The organism is Nocardioides guangzhouensis (assembly GCF_004519545.1).
Classification (GTDB): Bacteria; Actinomycetota; Actinomycetes; order Propionibacteriales; family Nocardioidaceae; genus Nocardioides; species Nocardioides guangzhouensis.
The window spans coordinates 1-15,977 of the sequence record NZ_SDKM01000061.1 but is presented as its reverse complement, the minus strand read 5'-3'; the positions used below and the strand labels follow the sequence as shown (position 1 = coordinate 15,977).

Here is a 15,977-nt window from a genome sequence, read left to right as displayed (position 1 = left end):
GTGACCCGGCACAAGATGTGCCGACTCGGCGGGGGGCGGGACCAGCGCCGGGACCACCCGGGACCAATGGCCCTCTCCCGGCGGCCGGGGCGGCGGGACGCTCGGGTCATGGCACCACGTCGCGTCGCCGCCCTCCTCGGCGGTGCCGCCGCGTTCGCGGTGGTGCACCACCTGGGCCGGACCTACGGCAGCACCCGCGGCGAGCGCCGTACGCCGATGGCGGGCGACGCGATCGTCCTCCGGCCCACCATCGAGGCCACGCACGCGGCGACGATCGACGCGAAGCCCGAGGAGGTGTGGCCCTGGCTGGTGCAGGTCGGCTGGCACCGAGGCGGGTGGTACACCCCGCGCTGGGTCGACCTGCTGCTGTTCCCCGACAACTACCCGAGCGCCGACCACCTGCTGCCCGACCACCAGTCGCTCGCGGTCGGCGACTGGATCCCGGACGGCCCGCCCGAGTCCGGGTGCGGGTTCGTGGTGCGGGACGTGGTGCCGGGTGAGCGGCTGGTGCTCCAGTCCGACTCGCACCTGCCACTGTCATGGCGGCGCCGTGGCCGGGCGCGCCTGATGTGGTCGTGGTCGTTCGCGCTGCGTCCGGTCGACGACGGCCGTGCGGCCCGGCTGGTGTTCCGGTGGCGGGGCCGTACCCGGCCGTGGTGGCTGACCGCGGGCACCCATCTGTTCATCGTCCCGGCCGACCTCGTCATGTCGCGCGGGATGCTCCGCGGGCTCCGCCGCGCGGTCACGGGGTAGCGCGGGCACGGCCCGTCACCGGTGTCTCCTTCAGTTCAGCACCCCGAGCTCCCGGGCCACGAGGACGGCCCGCATGCGGTCGCAGACGCCGAGCTTGCGGTAGATGTGCGCGAGGTGGGTGTGCACGGTCCGGGGGGAGACCCGGAGCTCGTGCGCGATGGCGCGGGCGGTGCGGCCGTCGGCGAGCAGCCGCAGCACCGCCAGCTCCCGGCCGGTCAGCCCGAGGCCGTACGCCGTCACGCAGTCGGCGTCGGCCAGCAGCAGCGCCTGCCGCAGCAGCAGCGCGATAAGCGGCTGTACCAGCCGGGCCAGCTCGACGTCCTCGTCGCTGTAGTCGGCGCCCGACTGCCCGAGGACGAACGTCCGGCTCGTGGTCGGCGTCAGGTGCACCGGGATCGTGAGCTGCTGCTCGAGACCGACCCGGGCCACTCGCTCGCGGGTCTTCGCGAACCCGTGGCGGGGCACCAGGGCGGCCGGCACCCGGCCGATCGTCATCGCCGTGGGGATCCCGGTGCTCGCGTAGAAGCAGAAGATCGGGTGCGTGGCCATGCCCTCGGTCAGCCAGAACCGGGTGTCCTCCTCCGTCGGCCAGCCCGGGATCGGCTCCTCGAACTCGAACTCCCAGCTGTCCGGCCCGTCACTCCAGTTGTAGGACGCCCGGGCCTGGAAGGACTCCTGGAGACGGGCCCGCACCGCGCGGTAGGGGAAGACCGGGCACGGCGTGGCGGCGAGGCCCGCCACGAAGTCCAGCCACTCGTTCCAGCGGTGCGCCACCGTCGCCATCGTTCCCCTCCCAGGAATGGGGATGTCCGGTCTCGACCACCGTCCCAAGACGGGGGACTAGCTGTCTGTAGCACCTTGGGACGGGGTTACGCGCCGTTGTCAGCAGATGTACGGATGGTGCGGCCGGCCTGGGGCGCGCTGCACTGGATGTACAGGATCGGGGGCTCGGGGGAGGACCGGGGTCGTCGGGAGGGACATCCCGGTCCAGCCTGCTCCACGTGCAGCTCGGAATCACTGGAGGTCGTGATGAGAACCTTGATGCGGACACGTCTCGCCGCCGTGAGCGCGGTCGCGGCCGGGCTCGCCACCGTGCCCGTGCCCGCGCAGGCCGTCCCGCCCGCGAACGACGCCATCGGCGCGGCGGTCGTGATCACCGGGCTCGGTCAGACCTTCCGGGTCAACACCCGGGAGGCCACCACGGCGCGCAGCGACGGAGAGTGCGTCGGCGCTGCCAGCGTCTGGTACACCTACACGCCCGCGACCGACCAGGTCGCGCGGTTCAGCTCGGTCGGCAGCCGCTTCGACGGCACGCTGGCCGTCTTCTCCGGCCCGCGCTCCAGGCGGACGCTGGTCGGCTGCGACGAACGCCGCTGGCGGGACGCTGGCGTCGAGGTGTCGCTCTCCGGCGGAGAGAAGTACTGGATCGCCCTCAGTGCCCGGGCTCGCGGCGCCAGGGGTGTGCTGTCGGTCTATGCGCCGGCCGCGCAGTCGGTCGAGCACACGATGACGCTGGAGGCGACCGAGGTCTCCGGGCAGCTATGGGTCGACCTGGAGACGACCTGCGACGTGCCCGCGACCGGGTGGCTCGCGATCATCGCGCGGCAGCGGGTCGGTGACCACGTGACCCGGTCGTACGACGAGCGGTCGGTCGTGTACTGCTCGACGACCCCCGGCAAGCGCCACGTCGAGCTCGACGGGTACGACGGCCTGGCGTTCGTCGAGGGCAGGGTGTCGATGGAGATCCGCGCCTACCTGGGCGACGGGTTCACCGACAAGCAGCTCGTCCAGCGCACCATCGAGACCGCCAGCCTTCGGCTCAACGCTCGGAAGGCACGCTAGGACGTGTGGGCCGGGGGCGTCGTGTCCCGGACGCCCTCGGTCCGCAGCTCCGGTTGGTCCACGAACCGGCCGCACCACTCCCGAACGCGCCGACTCCCCGGAACAGGGTGCGACACGGGGCGGTACGACCGACATGGCGCGACCGAAATGGCGCGTCGGGAGGTGGCGTGTCGTAGCCTCGTGGACTTCGGGGGGAACAGGAGAAGAGCAATGACCCACCCCCTCGTCCGCGTGCTCGCCGGCGCCGTCACCGTCCTCGTGCTGGTCGGGCTCGCACCGTCCCCGGCCCAGGCCGGCCCCGCCGCTGACTACGCCAACGCTGCCTTCAAGGCCACCAACGAACGCCGGGTCGCCCACGACCGGGTGCGGCTCAGTCGCGGCGACTGCCTGCAGCGCTACGCCCGACGCCAGGCGATCCGGATGGCCGAGCAGAGGCGGATGTTCCATCAGGACCTCGGCCCGATCCTGCGCAACTGCCACATGAGCATGGTCGGCGAGAACGTCGCCTACGGGTACCCCACCGGCCGCGCCACCGTCCGCGCCTGGATGAACTCCCCGGGCCACCGGGCCAACATCCTCGAGCCGCGCTACCGCCGCATGGGCCTGGCCGCCCGGAAGGGGTCCGACGGCCGCTGGTACGTCAGCCAGGTCTTCGGCCGCAGGGCCTGAGCCTCCGGCCCGCTCCGCGATGAGCACCGCCACCCGGCGGTGCCGTAACGTTGCGTCTCGTGGCAGGACCAGACTTCGACGCAGAGATCAAGCAGCTCCAGGCGACCATGCGCACCATCGAGCAGGTGCTCGACATCGACGCGATGGACAAGGAGATCGCCGACCTCGGGCAGCAGGTGGCCGCGCCGGACCTCTGGGACGACCAGGAGAACGCGCAGCGGGTGACCGGACGCCTCTCCGCGCTCCAGGGCGAGCGTGAGCGGTTCGCCAGGCTGAACGGCCGGATCGAGGACCTCGGTGTGCTCGTCGAGCTGGCCACCGAGGAGCGTGACGCCGACTCGCTGACCGAGGCCGAGACCGAGCTGGGCCGGATCCACAAGGCGGTCGAGGCGCTGGAGGTCCGCACCCTGCTCTCCGGCGAGTACGACGCCCGCGAAGCGCTGGTGACGATCCGCTCCGGCGCCGGCGGCGTCGACGCCGCGGACTTCGCCGAGATGCTGATGCGGATGTACACCCGCTGGGCGGAGCGCAACAAGTTCGGCATCGAGGTCTTCGACACCTCCTACGCCGAGGAGGCCGGCCTGAAGTCGGCCACCTTCGCCATCCACGCGCCGTACGCCTACGGCACGCTGTCGGTCGAGGCCGGCACCCACCGGCTGGTGCGGATCAGCCCGTTCGACAACCAGGGCCGGCGGCAGACCAGCTTCGCGGCCGTCGAGGTCGTCCCGGTGCTCGAGCAGACCGACGAGATCGAGGTGCCCGACGAGGACATCCGCGTCGACGTCTACCGCTCCGGCGGTCCGGGCGGCCAGTCGGTCAACACCACCGACTCCGCCGTGCGCCTCACGCACATCCCGACCGGCACCGTGGTCAGCTGCCAGAACGAGAAGAGCCAGCTGCAGAACAAGGCCAGCGCGATGGTGGTGCTCAAGGCCAAGCTGCTCGCGCTGAAGAAGGCCGAGGAGAAGGCGCAGCTCGACGAGATGCGTGGCGACGTGCAGGCGAGCTGGGGCGACCAGATGCGGAACTACGTGCTGAACCCCTACCAGATCGTGAAGGACCTGCGGACCGGCTTCGAGACCGGCAACCCGCAGGCGGTCTTCGACGGCGACATCGACGGCTTCCTCGAGGCCGGCATCCGCTGGCGCCGCGGCGCCGACGCCAAGGCCGACGCCTGAGCTTCCGGCTGGCGCGGCGACGGTGAGGATCGCCGGCACCCGGTGCCGCCGATCCTGCACTGATCGTCAGCCGGACGGCTCGACCGTGGCGGCTCCCGCGGTCGCGACGCACCACTGGCCGGCCTGGTCGAGCAGCGTCGGCTCGTCGAGGTCCTTCGCGGTGAGCGAGCAGGCGAACCAGGTGTCGGTGAACAGCCCCCGGTACGACGCCTCGATGCCGTCGCCGGTCCGGCAGACCAGGCCGGTGCCCGGGGTCCCGAAGCCGTGCCCGTCGACGGCCCGGCAGCCTTTCGCGTCCCCGGCGGCGGCGACGTACTCCTTCGCCTGGGCGCGGGTCACCCGGGGCACGAACACCCACGCACGGGCCACCGCACCGGAGTCGCCGGTGAACGTGCAGCTGAACTCGTGGGCCACGTCCGTGACGCCGTCGGTGATCCGGTCCCGGTCGCCGTTGCCGTAGTGGTCGGTCGACGCCACCTCGCCCACGGCGGCGGTCACGGAGGCCTCGGGGATCCCGTCGCAGAACTCGTCCCGGGCCAGGCTGGAGCCGGTGGCGTCGAAGTCCGTGATCGGGGTGGGCTCGGCGTGCGGCGGCGAGGCGCCGTCGTCCCCGCCGTCGTCGCCCGTGCACGCCGTACCGGCGAGCAGCAGGGCCGCGGCCGCCAGTGCGCGGGCCCAGGGCAGGGCGCGCGTCGGCAGGGGGAGGTGACGGGGAAGGGACACGGCGAACAGGGTAGGCGACCCCCGGCCGGACGCCTCCCGGCGGCTCCGGGACGGCGTCCCGGCCGGTTGGCGACACCTCGTGTCCATACGGGTGTCGGGACCCGTTGGGCCGGTCACCTAGACTCCCTCCAGTGATTCGCTTCGAAAAGGTCACGAAGACCTATCCGGGACAGGCCCGCGCCGCCCTCGAACAGGTGTCGGTCGACATCGAGAAGGGCGACTTCGTCTTCCTCGTGGGCGCCTCGGGCTCCGGCAAGTCCACGTTCCTGCGGCTGGTGCTGCGGGAGTACCGCCCGTCCCAGGGCAAGGTCTACGTCGCCGGCAAGGAGATCAACCGGCTGGCCAGCTGGAAGGTGCCGCGGCTGCGCCGCCAGATCGGCACCGTCTTCCAGGACTTCCGCCTGCTGCAGAACAAGACCGTCTCGGAGAACGTCGGCTTCGCGCTGCAGGTGATCGGCAAGAACAAGAGCTACGTCGACGAGATCGTGCCCGAGACGCTCGAGCTGGTCGGCCTCGAGGGCAAGGGCGACCGGTTCCCCGACGAGCTCTCCGGTGGCGAGCAGCAGCGAGTCGCGATCGCGCGGGCGTTCGTCAACCGGCCGATGATCCTCATCGCCGACGAGCCCACCGGAAACCTCGACCCCAACACCTCGGTCGGCATCATGAAGCTGCTCGACCGGATCAACCGCACCGGCACCACGGTCCTGATGGCGACCCACGACGCCGGGATCGTCGACCAGATGCGCAAGCGCGTCATCCAGCTCGAGGACGGCCGCGTGGTCCGCGACCAGAGCGGTGGCGTCTACGGCCACCAGAACTGATCCGGCAGACCCACCCAAGGAGCTTTCCGCCTCATGCAGCTGCGTTACGTCTACTCCGAGCTCGGGCAGGGCCTGCGCCGGAACCTCTCCATGCACCTCGCCGTGATCCTGACGCTGTTCGTGTCGCTGACCCTGGTCGGCCTCGGCGTCCTCCTCAACGGGCAGGTCAAGAAGGCCGAGGACCACTTCGGCAGCCTGCTCCAGATCACGGTCTTCCTCTGCAACGACTCCGCGACCAGCCCCAACTGCACCGGCGAGGTCACGCAGGCCCAGAAGGACCAGATCATCAAGGTCGTCGAGGACAACCCCGAGGTCGCCGGCTACCACATGGAGTCCAAGCAGGAGGCCTACGACAAGGCCAAAGAGCTGTTCAGCGACGAGTACCTCTCGCGGATCGACAGCTTCGGACCGCAGTCGATGCGCGAGTCGGTGTGGATCGACCTGAAGGACAAGGACGAGTACCAAGGCATCAAGAGTGCGGTCCAGGGGCTCGACGGGGTCTCGCACGTCCGCGACCAACGGGCCGTGCTGGAGCCGCTCTACAACGCCCTCGACGCGCTGACGTACGGCGCGATCGGCATCGCGGTCTTCCTGATCGTCGCGGCGCTGCTCTTGGTCGCCAACACGATCCGGCTGGCGGCGTTCGCCCGACGGCGGGAGATCGGGATCATGCGGCTGGTGGGGGCCTCGAGCCTCTACATCTCGTTGCCGTTCCTCCTCGAGGCCCTGGTCACCGCCGCGATCGGCGTGGCGCTGGCGATCGGGGCGCTCGGCTTGTTCATGTACTTCGGCGTGCACGAGAAGATCCAGCAGTCGGTGAACTTCATGCCGTGGATCGGGATGCCAGAGTTCCTCAACGCCGCGCTGTGGGTCGCGGTCCTCGGCCCGCTGCTCACCTTGATCCCGACACTCGTGCTGACGCGCAAATACCTCAAAGTCTGATCCTCGTCGGTTAGCGTCGAGGCGTTCACTTCCCCGAACGAAGGCTTCCCCGTGGTTCGCTCCTTCCCCAGCGACCGCCGCCTGCTCGCGGCACTGGTCTCCGCCCTCATGCTGGCCGTCGTCGCGGTCGCCAGCCCGCTGGCGCACGCCGAGGACGACCTGAAGCACAAGCAGAAGCAGGTCAAGAAGCAGATCAGTCGCGCGCACGGTGACCTCGACGAGTCGAGCGCCGGGCTGCGCAGCGCGCTGATCAGGCTGCGCAGCGCGCGGAGCCAGCTGACCGCGGCCCGGAACGAGCTGGCCACGACCCGGGTCCGGCTGGGCCGGGCGCAGGTACGCGACCAGCAGATGCAGACCGCGCTCGAGGAGGCGATCGCCGACCTCACCGCCGCCCGGGCCGCCTTCGAGCAGGGCAAGCAGGACGTGCAGGTCAAGAAGGACGAGGTCGGCCAGATGGCGGCCGACGTCTACGAGATGGGCGACCCGCGGCTGATGTCGCTGGCCGGCGTCCTCGGCGCGGACGACCTGTCCGACATCACCATGTCGACCGACGTGACCGACACGGTCATGTCGGAGGAGAACAGCCAGCTCGACGAGCTGACCGCGGCCAAGGTGCTGCTCAAGGTCCACCAGGGCAACGTCAAGAAGAAGAAGGACGCGGTCGCCGTACGCCGCCAGGAGGCCGCCGACAACCTCGCGCTCATGCAGCAGCTCGAGCAGCAGGCGGTCGAGCAGCGCGCGTCGGTGCGGAAGCTGGTCGACCAGCGGTCGGTGGTGGCGCAGCGCGCGGCGAGGATCAAGGCCCGCGACGCCCGCCACCTGGCCCGGCTGGAGAAGCAGGAGAACGCGATCGCCGCCAAGCTGCGGGCGCGGGCGCTGCGCCTCGCGGCCCAGCACAAGGGCAGCAGGCCGGGGCCGTCGGGCGGCTTCCTCAGCTACCCGGTCCAGGGCGGCTACATCACCTCGCCCTACGGCTACCGGGTGCACCCGATCTACGGCTACTACTCGCTGCACGACGGCACCGACTTCGGCGCCGGCGGCTGCGGCAAGCCGCTCGTCGCGGCCGCCGACGGCCGGGTCTCGTCCCGCTACTGGTCCGACGTCTACGGCAACCGGCTGGTGCTCGACTACGGGTTCGTCCGCGGCGTCGGCCTGGCCAGCATCTACAACCACGCGTCGAGCTACGTCGTCGGCGTCGGCCAGCGGGTCCGGCGTGGCCAGGTGATCGGCTACATGGGCACCACCGGCTGGTCGACCGGCTGCCACCTGCACTTCACGGTGCTGGTCAACGGCCACACCGTCGACCCGGTGAAGTGGTTCTGACCGCCGNCGGCTGCCACCTGCACTTCACGGTGCTGGTCAACGGCCACACCGTCGACCCGGTGAAGTGGTTCTGACCGCCGCCGCTGGTTGAGGAGGGCGCTCTGCGCCCGTCTCGAAACCAGGGTGTGGGTGGGCGCGTCGGTGGCTTCGAGACGCTCGCTGGCGCTCGCTCCTCAACCAGCGACGCCATCACGCCAGCTCGACCACCGGGCCGCGGTGCAGGGCCAGGTAGACCCGGTTCCGCAGGTCGTTGGCCTCGCGGTCGGTGAGCGTGCGCTTCAGCGGCCGCAGGGTGAGCCGGACCAGCGCGTTCACCTGGCCGGGCCTCAGCCCGAGCCGGTCACGGGCCGGCCCCGGCAGGTCGTCGTACGGCGTCCGGTCGAGGACCTCGATGCTCTCGACGTCGTCGATCCGCTCGACCAGCGCCCCGCGCACGGTGTCTCCGACGGTCTCGTCGTCGACGTCCGCGTCGAGCACCACCGACAGGTCCCGCCGGACCGGCGGCAGCAGCGAGACCGGCCGCCACGGCGCGAGGTCCGTCATCTGGGCGGCGATCCGCTCCTCGGCCGACCGCAGGTAGCGGATGTCGGGGACGCCCTTGCGCAGCATCAGTGCCCGCTCCAGCCCCATGCCCAGCGCGAGCCCGGACCAGCGAGCCGGGTCCAGCCCGGACCGCAGCAGCACCCGCGGGTGGATGAGCCCGCACTCGGCCAGCTCCAGCCACTCCCCGTCGTGGCGCACGTCGACCTGGCGCCCGGCGGTGGTGTACGGGTGGACAGCCCGGGTGGTGCGCCACTCGGCGCCGGGGAGCACGGTCTCCACGGCCGTCGACACCAGCTCCACCAGGTCGGCCTCGGTCGTGCCGGGGCACGACCGCAGCCGCCACAGGTCGACCTGGTGCGGCTCGCCGACATGGGTGCGATCGACCACGTCGCGCCGGTAGACCAGCCCGGGCACCGCGATCAGCGCGTCGACCCGGTCCCGGCGGCCGGCGTACTGCTCGAGCGCGTGGGGCACGTCGGCGCTGGTGTGGCTGCGCAGCATCGTGGTCGGACTGGCGTAGCGGGAGTAGCGGACCTCCCGGGTGACGTCCTCGGCGCGGTAGCCGAGCCGGTCGTAGTTGTCGCGCACCGACACCAGCGGCGGGGTGCGGACCAGGTCGAGCGTGCTGCCCCAGCGCCCGGTGAGCGCGGTGACGACGTCGTCGAGCAGCACCTGGATGGCGTGCGGCCCGGTCGCGGGATCACTGAGGTCGCGGAGCGACAGGGCGTGGTGCAGGTCGTGCGGGGAGAGGTAGGTGACGGACATGGCGGATCTCCTGACGTGCCTGAGGGTGGGTGGTCGGACACCCCCGGCCGGACGACAGGCAGGGAACCGCTAGCGCACGCAGGCGGGCCCCGGGCCGTGTCCCGGCCGGGGGCGCAGAAATCGCTGCGTGGTCATGTCACCGATGGTAGCCGCAAACCGATTGCACGGGCCTGAGAGAATTCCCGGCATGGCCAGGGAGAAGGGGCGCAAGGTCGTCGCCCAGAACAAGAAGGCGCGCCACGACTACCACATCGAGGACACCTACGAGGCCGGCATGGTCCTCATGGGGACCGAGGTGAAGTCGTTGCGGGCCGGACGCGCGTCCCTGGCCGACGGCTTCGTCGAGATCGACGACCACGAGGTGTGGCTGCACGCCGTGCACATCCCGGAGTACACCCAGGGCACCTGGACCAACCACGCCGCCCGCCGCAAGCGCAAGCTGCTGCTCAACCGCTCCGAGATCGACAAGCTCGAGCGCAAGGTCGGCGACAAGGGGTACACGATCGTGCCGCTCTCGCTGTACTTCAAGGACGGGCGGGCCAAGGTCGAGATCGCGCTGGCCAAGGGCAAGAAGTCGTGGGACAAGCGGCACGCGATCGCGGAGCGGCAGGCGAACCGGGAGAAGGAGCAGGCCCTCGGCCGTCGGCTCAAGGGCATGGACTGACGTGCTCGTCGACCGCCTGGGCATCCCCGGGCTGTTCGACGTCCACACCCACTTCCTCCCACCGAGGGTCGCGGCCAAGGTGCGGCGCCAGTTCGACACCGCCGGGCCGCTGATCGGTCGACCGTGGCCGCTCCACTACCGCGGACCCGACGAGGACCTGGTCGCGACGCTGCGCGCCCTCGGCGTACGACGGTTCTCGGCGCTGGCCTACGCCCACCGGCCCGGCATGGCCGAGTTCCTCAACGACTGGACCGCGGAGCTCGCCGACCGGGTGCCCGAGGCGCTGCGGTGCGCCACGTTCTACCCGGAGCCCGACGTCGCGGCGTATGTCGGGAAGCGGATCGACGCAGGCACCGAGCTGTTCAAGATCCACGTGCAGGTCGGGGGGTTCCACGTCACCGACCCGCTGCTCGACGAGGCGTGGGGGCTGGTCGAGGACGCCGGTGTGCCGGTGGTCCTGCACGCCGGGTCGGGGCCGGTGCCGACCGAGCACACCGGCCCGGAGCCGGTCGCCGCGCTGCTGCGCCGGCACCCGCGGCTGCGGCTGGTGATCGCACACCTGGGCGCCCCGGAGTACGCCGCGTTCCTGGCGCTCGCCGAGGAGCACGCCGAGGTCCGGCTCGACACCACGATGGCGTTCACCGACTTCTTCTCCGAGATGGGCGGTGTCTTCCCGCCGGAGCTGCTGCCCCGGCTGGCCGACCTGCGCGACAAGGTGCTGCTCGGGTCCGACTTCCCCAACATCCCCTACCCCTACGCCCACCAGCTCGAGGCGCTGGAGCGGCTCGACCTCGGCGACGCGTGGCTGCAGGCGGTGTGCTGGGGCAACGGCGTCCGCCTGTTCGGGCCATTTCCGGACGAATCCACCCCCTAGGGTCTTTCCCACCGGACGATCTGCGTGGTCGACTGACTGGCGTCCAGACCACTCCAGCCCGAGGAGACTCCATGAGAGCTCGTGTCCTGGCCCTGCTGATCGCGATGCTCGTCGCGGTCGGCCTGACCACGGCGCCCGCCGCACAGGCGAGCACCGGCGGCACCCCCGACGGGAACAAGCACCCCAACGTCGGACTCATCCTGTTCTACGACGCGACCGGGCGGTTCCGCTGCTCGGCCACCCTGGTCACCCCGACCGTCCTGCTCACCGCGGCGCACTGCACCGACGGCACGCTCGGCAAGACGCTGGTGACCTTCGACTCGGTGATCGCCGAGAACCCGCCGTCGCCGTTCCCGGTGGCCGCCGACCCGAGCAAGGGCTACACCGCAGAGGAGATCGCGGCCGCCGGCTACCTGTCCGGCACGGCGTCCACGCACCCGCAGTACTCCAACTTCACCGACCTGAAGAACTGGAACGACGTGGGCGTGATCGTGCTCGACCAGCCGGTCGCCGGCATCAAGCCGGCCACGCTGGCGCCGGTCGGCACGCTGGACGCGATCCCGACCTCGCAGCTGCGCCAGACCCTGTTCACCGCCGTCGGCTACGGCACGGAGGTCCGCAAGCCCGACTCCGGCCCGCAGAAGCCGACCCCGATGAGCTACCCGCTGATCCGGCGGTACGTCGACATGCCGGGCCAGAAGGTCACCCCGCAGATCATCCAGACCAACGGCAACGACAAGGACCCGTTCGGCACCGGGGGCACCTGCTTCGGTGACTCCGGCGGGCCGCTGTTCCTGGGCGACCAGATCGTCGGCGTGACCAGCTACGGGTACACGTCGAACTGCCGGTACCTCGACGGCTACCAGCGGGTCGACATCACCGTGGCGCGCGACTGGCTGGCCACCTTCGGCGTTCGCTGACAGCCATTCACACAGTGCGGCCCCCGGTCCATGCCGGGGGCCGCACCACGTGACAGCCGAGGCGGTCCGCGGTCCAATGGTCGGGCGACGACCGTGGGGAGGGAGCCGTGGCACAGGCGGAGGAGACGTCGGGGGAGACCTCGGGAGGCGAGGTCGGGCTCAAGGCAGGAGCGATCGGGTTCTGGTCCGCGCTGGTGATCGGCCTGGCCGCCACCAGCCCGGCGTACTCCCTGGCGGCCGTGATCGCCCCGATCGTGCTGCTGGTCGGCGTCTATGCGCCCGGGGTGCTGCTGGCCAGCTTCGTACCGATGCTGCTGATCGCGTCGGCGTTCTACTACCTCAACTCGGTCGACCAGGACTGCGGCACCACGTTCTCGTGGGTGACCCGGGCCATGGGGCCGTGGTTCGGCTGGCTCGGCGGCTGGGCGATCACCATGACCGGGGTGCTGGTGATCGGGTCGCTGGCCGATGTCGGCGTCCGCTTCGGGCTGCTCACCATCGGCGCCGACTCGCTCGCGGAGAACACCTGGGCGGTGCGGCTGCTCGCGGTGCTGCTGATCCTGGTGATGACCGCGATCTGCGTCTTCGGCACCGAGCCGTCCGCGCACCTCCAGGACGCGCTGATCGTGCTCCAGGTGCTGGCCCTGGTCGTGTTCGCGGTCGCCGCCCTGGTCAAGGTCGCGAACGACACCTCGACCCTCGACTCGATCTCCCCGGAGCTCTCCTGGCTGAACCCGTTCGGCGAGGGCGGAGCGGCCCTCACCTCGGGCCTGCTGCTCGGCGTCTTCGCGTACTGGGGCTGGGAGTCCTCCGTGAATCTCACCGAGGAGACCGAGGACTCCGCGAGCGCGCCCGGCAAGGCCGCGGTCCTGTCCACGGTGATCCTGCTCGGCACGTACGTCTCGGTGGCCTTCGCCGTCGTCGCGTACTCCGGCACCGCGTTCCTCGCCGACAACAGCGACGAGGAGGAGTTTATCTTCGCCCTGCTCTCCACCGAGGTGATGGGCGGCTGGGACTGGGTGGTGCTGCTGGCGGTCGCGACCTCCGCGGTCGCCTCCACCCAGACCACGATCATCCCGGCGTCGCGGACCGGCCTGTCCATGGCCCGGCGGCACGCGCTGCCGAGCACCTTCGGTCACATCCACCACCGGTTCCGCACCCCGGACGTGTCCACGTGGTGGGTCGCCGGGATCGCCATCGTCTGGTACCTCGTGCTGTCGGTGCTCAGCGAGAACGCGCTCTTCGACTCGCTCACCGCCCTGTCGCTGCTGATCGCGTTCTACTACGCGCTCACCGGGGTGGCCTGCGCCATCTACTTCAGGCACCACCTGCTGGGCAGCGTCAAGAACCTGCTGCTGATCGGCGTCGGCCCGGTGGTCGGTGCCGTGATGCTGGTCTGGCTGCTGGTCGAGTCCGTGATCGACATGTCCGACCCGGCGAACTCCTACAGCGGCCAGTCGTGGTTCGGGATGGGTCCGCCGCTGGTGATCGGGATCGGGATCTCGGTGGCCGGGGTTGTGCTGATGTTCGTGTGGCGTGCGATCGACGCGCGCTACTGGTCCGAGCGGCCGACGGTCGCGAGCCGGGAGCAGCCATGAGCGTGGTCCTCGGGTACGACGAGTCGCCGGGCGCCCGGCATGCGCTGGCGGTGGCGATCGAGCTGGCCGCGCGCTACGACGTACCGCTGGTGCTGGTCTACGCGACCTCGCCGCCGGGTGCGTCGCTGGGGGAGGAGTTCCGCTCCCACCGGGAGGCGCTCGAGGAGATCGGGCGGACCGCGGTCGGCCATGCGGTCGAGGAGGCGGCGGGTCGCGACGTACGCACCGAGGTGGAGCTGGTGTCGGCCAAGCCGGCGGAGGCGCTGCTGGAGGTGGCCGAGCGGCACGCCGCGACGGTGATCGTGGTCGGGACGTACGGCGAGAGCCCGCTGCGCGGCGCGATCCTCGGCTCGACCCCGCACAAGCTGCTGCACCTGTCGCGCTTCCCGGTGCTGTGCGTCCCGCCGCCCGAGTGAGGCGCTGACCCGGTCGGGCGGCCGTCTGGACCGGGACCATCGCCTCTGACCGAACCGTGGCTCGGGCGGTGCAATCGCTGTCGTGAGCACCGTGCCCGCGCACTCGCAGCCGCACCCGCACCGGATCGCCCTTCCCCCGGCGATCCTCGGGGTACCGAGCCGGTGGGTGGCCGCGTGTGCGGCCGCCGAGGCGGTGGGCATGACGGCGGCCGCGCTCGCCTCCCGGGTGGGCACCCACGTTCCTCCGGCCGCCGGTCTGGCGCTGGTCGTCGCCGGCGGGCTGGTCGAGGGCACCGCGCTGGGCACCGCCCAGGGCGTCCTGCTGCGGCGGGTCCTGCCGAGGCTGCGCAGGGGGCGGTACGTCGCCGCCACGGTGCTGGTCGCCGGGCTCGGCTGGGCCGCGGCCTCGGCGCCGGCGGTGCTGTCCGGTGACGACGAAGGGGCCACCCCGCCGCTGCTGCTGGTCCTGCTCGGAGCGGCCGGGCTGGGCCTGGTCATGGGCGCCGTGCTCGGGGTCGCCCAGTCCTGGGCGCTGCGGGGCGCGGCCCCGCACCCCTGGCGCTGGACCACGGCCAACGCCGCCGCCTGGCCCGGTGCGATGGCGGTGATCTTCGCCGGCGCGACCCTGCCCGACGCGGGGTGGCGCCTGGACGCCGTACTCGGGGTGGCGCTGGTGACCGGCGCGTCCGCCGGCGCCCTGCTCGGCGTGGTGACCGGTCGCTTCCTGCCGGCGGTGACGGGAATTGCGAAGGCCCCTGTTGATGTTGTTGGTTAGACTGGCGGCGGTCGAGGGGCCACCGTCAGGTGGCCGCGAGGCCGTGACAACTCAAGAGGGGCTGATCGGTTTCGACTTGGGACGTTAGTTCCAGGGGAAGCGGGTCGAGAAGCCAGCGTCATCTCGTTAACGTTCGCTGGAAACCATAAGTGCCAACGCTAAGCGCACTGACTTCGCTCTCGCCGCCTGATTGCGGTGATCGAAGGGTCTGACCGGGCATCCGTCCTCGTCCCGAACCCAGGCCTCATCTAGAGGACTTGCTGGTCACTCCCTGTCAGGAGGGGTGACCGGGACTTTTCCCTGACTGGGCCCGTCGGCGACCTGTTCGTGGGAGCGCCGGGGCCGAGAAAAGCGACAGCACGGACTGCACCCGGAGAAGACCTGGATCGGCGCTCGAGGACGCGGGTTCGATTCCCGCCAGCTCCACGACGACGGGGTGTCCGCGAAAGTGCGGCACCCCAGTTCGCGAAAGAAGAGGCCATCGCGCCTCGACCGCTCGCGAGCCCTTCTTGAACAGAAGCCCCCTGACCGACCCCGGTCAGGGGGCTTCTGCGCGAGACGTCCGGGACTCTCCTTGCGACTCCGATCCCTCGCTTCCTGGGTGCACCAACACGCGGCACATCCGCCAACCACACCCCGCCTGAGTCGTCGCTCGGTCAGCGCCCGTTGCAGAACCTCCGCGACAGTGGTCGTCATCGATCCTCGCAGGGCTCGGGAAGTGCAGGCTCAGCTCGAGCAAGAGTTGGCCGAGCACAAGCAGGAACAGGCCAAGGAGGAGCAGGCTTATTACACGGCTTGGGCACAGGATGCAGAGGCTGCGTGGGAGAAGGGTCTGGTCTTCTACCAGCCGGTCATCCAGGCACATTCGATTGGCAGCGATGAACGGACGCCACGGGGGTTGTGAGCCGAGGCTGCCCTCCACGCGATCATTACGGCTGGCCGGAACCTTCACACATGGCAGGTTGCTCTGCATTCGTCGCGCATCGGGACGATCCCCGTGGCGCACCCGCTTTTCGTCCGCGGGGCTAGGGAGATCGCGGCGGAGTGACATGGCCCGGGACAGTGCTTCCGTGGGAGGAAGCGGCACCCTGACGGTGGTGCCGTTTACGGTGACCACGCTCGTCAACGAGCCCGGAACATTCGTGGCCCTGCTCGTCATCCTGGCCCTGAG

The 15,977-nt window shown here is 70.8% G+C and carries 17 protein-coding genes and 1 other RNA gene; 15 read left to right on the top strand and 3 right to left on the bottom strand.

The features are described 5' to 3' along the window. Positions 1–108 precede the first annotated feature (108 nt). The gene (locus EKO23_RS23190) at positions 109–753 is read left to right on the top strand and encodes a hypothetical protein (protein WP_134720859.1); all 645 of its coding nucleotides are present in this window, start codon (positions 109–111) and stop codon (positions 751–753) included. A 30-nt stretch (positions 754–783) separates the two neighbouring features. On the opposite strand, the gene EKO23_RS23185 is transcribed toward EKO23_RS23190, so the two are convergent. Then, positions 784–1,536, bottom strand: coding sequence for a response regulator transcription factor (locus tag EKO23_RS23185; protein ID WP_134720858.1), 753 nt, complete (start codon positions 1,534–1,536; stop codon positions 784–786). 258 nt (positions 1,537–1,794) lie between these two features. Here EKO23_RS23185 and EKO23_RS23180 point away from each other — a divergent pair, with 258 nt between their 5' ends. The 3 genes from EKO23_RS23180 (at position 1,795) to prfB (ending at position 4,442) form a co-directional block, all read left to right on the top strand. Further along, positions 1,795–2,595 carry a hypothetical protein gene (locus EKO23_RS23180; RefSeq protein WP_134720857.1) on the top strand — a complete coding sequence of 267 codons (801 nt, stop codon included), beginning with the start codon at positions 1,795–1,797 and terminating at the stop codon, positions 2,593–2,595. A gap of 210 nt (positions 2,596–2,805) precedes the next feature. Beyond that, positions 2,806–3,264, top strand: coding sequence for a CAP domain-containing protein (locus EKO23_RS23175; RefSeq protein WP_167880618.1), 459 nt, complete (start codon positions 2,806–2,808; stop codon positions 3,262–3,264). Between the two features lie 59 nt (positions 3,265–3,323). Then, positions 3,324–4,442, top strand: a complete 1,119-nt coding sequence (gene prfB, locus EKO23_RS23170) for a peptide chain release factor 2 (RefSeq protein WP_134720855.1) — start codon at positions 3,324–3,326, stop codon at positions 4,440–4,442. 66 nt (positions 4,443–4,508) lie between these two features. Here prfB and EKO23_RS23165 read toward each other — a convergent pair whose 3' ends face one another. Next, positions 4,509–5,165, bottom strand: a complete 657-nt coding sequence (locus tag EKO23_RS23165; protein ID WP_134720854.1) for a hypothetical protein — start codon at positions 5,163–5,165, stop codon at positions 4,509–4,511. Between the two features lie 131 nt (positions 5,166–5,296). Here EKO23_RS23165 and ftsE point away from each other — a divergent pair, with 131 nt between their 5' ends. Genes ftsE through EKO23_RS23150 form a run of 3 tightly spaced genes read left to right on the top strand, consistent with a single transcriptional unit; the run spans position 5,297 to position 8,251 of the window. Further along, complete coding sequence (ftsE, locus tag EKO23_RS23160) at positions 5,297–5,986, top strand: cell division ATP-binding protein FtsE (RefSeq protein WP_134720853.1); 690 nt, start codon at positions 5,297–5,299, stop codon at positions 5,984–5,986. A gap of 33 nt (positions 5,987–6,019) precedes the next feature. After that, positions 6,020–6,928, top strand: a complete 909-nt coding sequence (gene ftsX / locus EKO23_RS23155) for a permease-like cell division protein FtsX (RefSeq protein ID WP_134720852.1) — start codon at positions 6,020–6,022, stop codon at positions 6,926–6,928. Positions 6,929–6,979: 51 nt separating this feature from the next. After that, positions 6,980–8,251, top strand: coding sequence for a M23 family metallopeptidase (locus EKO23_RS23150; protein ID WP_134720851.1), 1,272 nt, complete (start codon positions 6,980–6,982; stop codon positions 8,249–8,251). Positions 8,252–8,440: 189 nt separating this feature from the next. Here the strand turns inward: EKO23_RS23150 and srmL are convergent, their stop codons facing one another. Continuing rightward, the gene (srmL, locus tag EKO23_RS23145; RefSeq protein WP_134720850.1) at positions 8,441–9,559 is read right to left on the bottom strand and encodes a PheS-related mystery ligase SrmL; all 1,119 of its coding nucleotides are present in this window, start codon (positions 9,557–9,559) and stop codon (positions 8,441–8,443) included. 187 nt (positions 9,560–9,746) lie between these two features. Between srmL and smpB the strand changes: the two genes are divergently transcribed. The 8 genes from smpB to EKO23_RS23105 all read left to right on the top strand — a co-directional run bounded on the left by smpB (position 9,747) and on the right by EKO23_RS23105 (position 15,710). Continuing rightward, positions 9,747–10,223, top strand: a complete 477-nt coding sequence (gene smpB, locus EKO23_RS23140; protein WP_134720849.1) for an SsrA-binding protein SmpB — start codon at positions 9,747–9,749, stop codon at positions 10,221–10,223. 1 nt (position 10,224) lies between these two features. Beyond that, a complete protein-coding gene (locus tag EKO23_RS23135; protein ID WP_134720848.1) occupies positions 10,225–11,097 on the top strand; it encodes an amidohydrolase family protein in 873 nt (290 codons plus the stop codon). Between the two features lie 71 nt (positions 11,098–11,168). Next, entirely contained in the window at positions 11,169–12,017 is an 849-nt protein-coding gene (locus EKO23_RS23130) for a S1 family peptidase (RefSeq protein ID WP_134720847.1), read from the top strand. Between the two features lie 107 nt (positions 12,018–12,124). Then, positions 12,125–13,615, top strand: coding sequence for an APC family permease (locus tag EKO23_RS23125; protein ID WP_134720846.1), 1,491 nt, complete (start codon positions 12,125–12,127; stop codon positions 13,613–13,615). Further along, a complete protein-coding gene (locus EKO23_RS23120; RefSeq protein ID WP_134720845.1) occupies positions 13,612–14,031 on the top strand; it encodes a universal stress protein in 420 nt (139 codons plus the stop codon). Before EKO23_RS23125 ends, EKO23_RS23120 begins: the two co-directional genes overlap by 4 nt. Before the next feature lie 82 nt (positions 14,032–14,113). Next, a complete protein-coding gene (locus tag EKO23_RS23115) occupies positions 14,114–14,806 on the top strand; it encodes a hypothetical protein (protein ID WP_217702781.1) in 693 nt (230 codons plus the stop codon). Positions 14,807–14,863: 57 nt separating this feature from the next. Next, positions 14,864–15,235, top strand: a transfer-messenger RNA (tmRNA) gene (ssrA, locus tag EKO23_RS23110). A gap of 256 nt (positions 15,236–15,491) precedes the next feature. Further along, the gene (locus EKO23_RS23105) at positions 15,492–15,710 is read left to right on the top strand and encodes a hypothetical protein (protein WP_167880617.1); all 219 of its coding nucleotides are present in this window, start codon (positions 15,492–15,494) and stop codon (positions 15,708–15,710) included. The last annotated feature ends 267 nt before the right edge of the window (positions 15,711–15,977 follow it).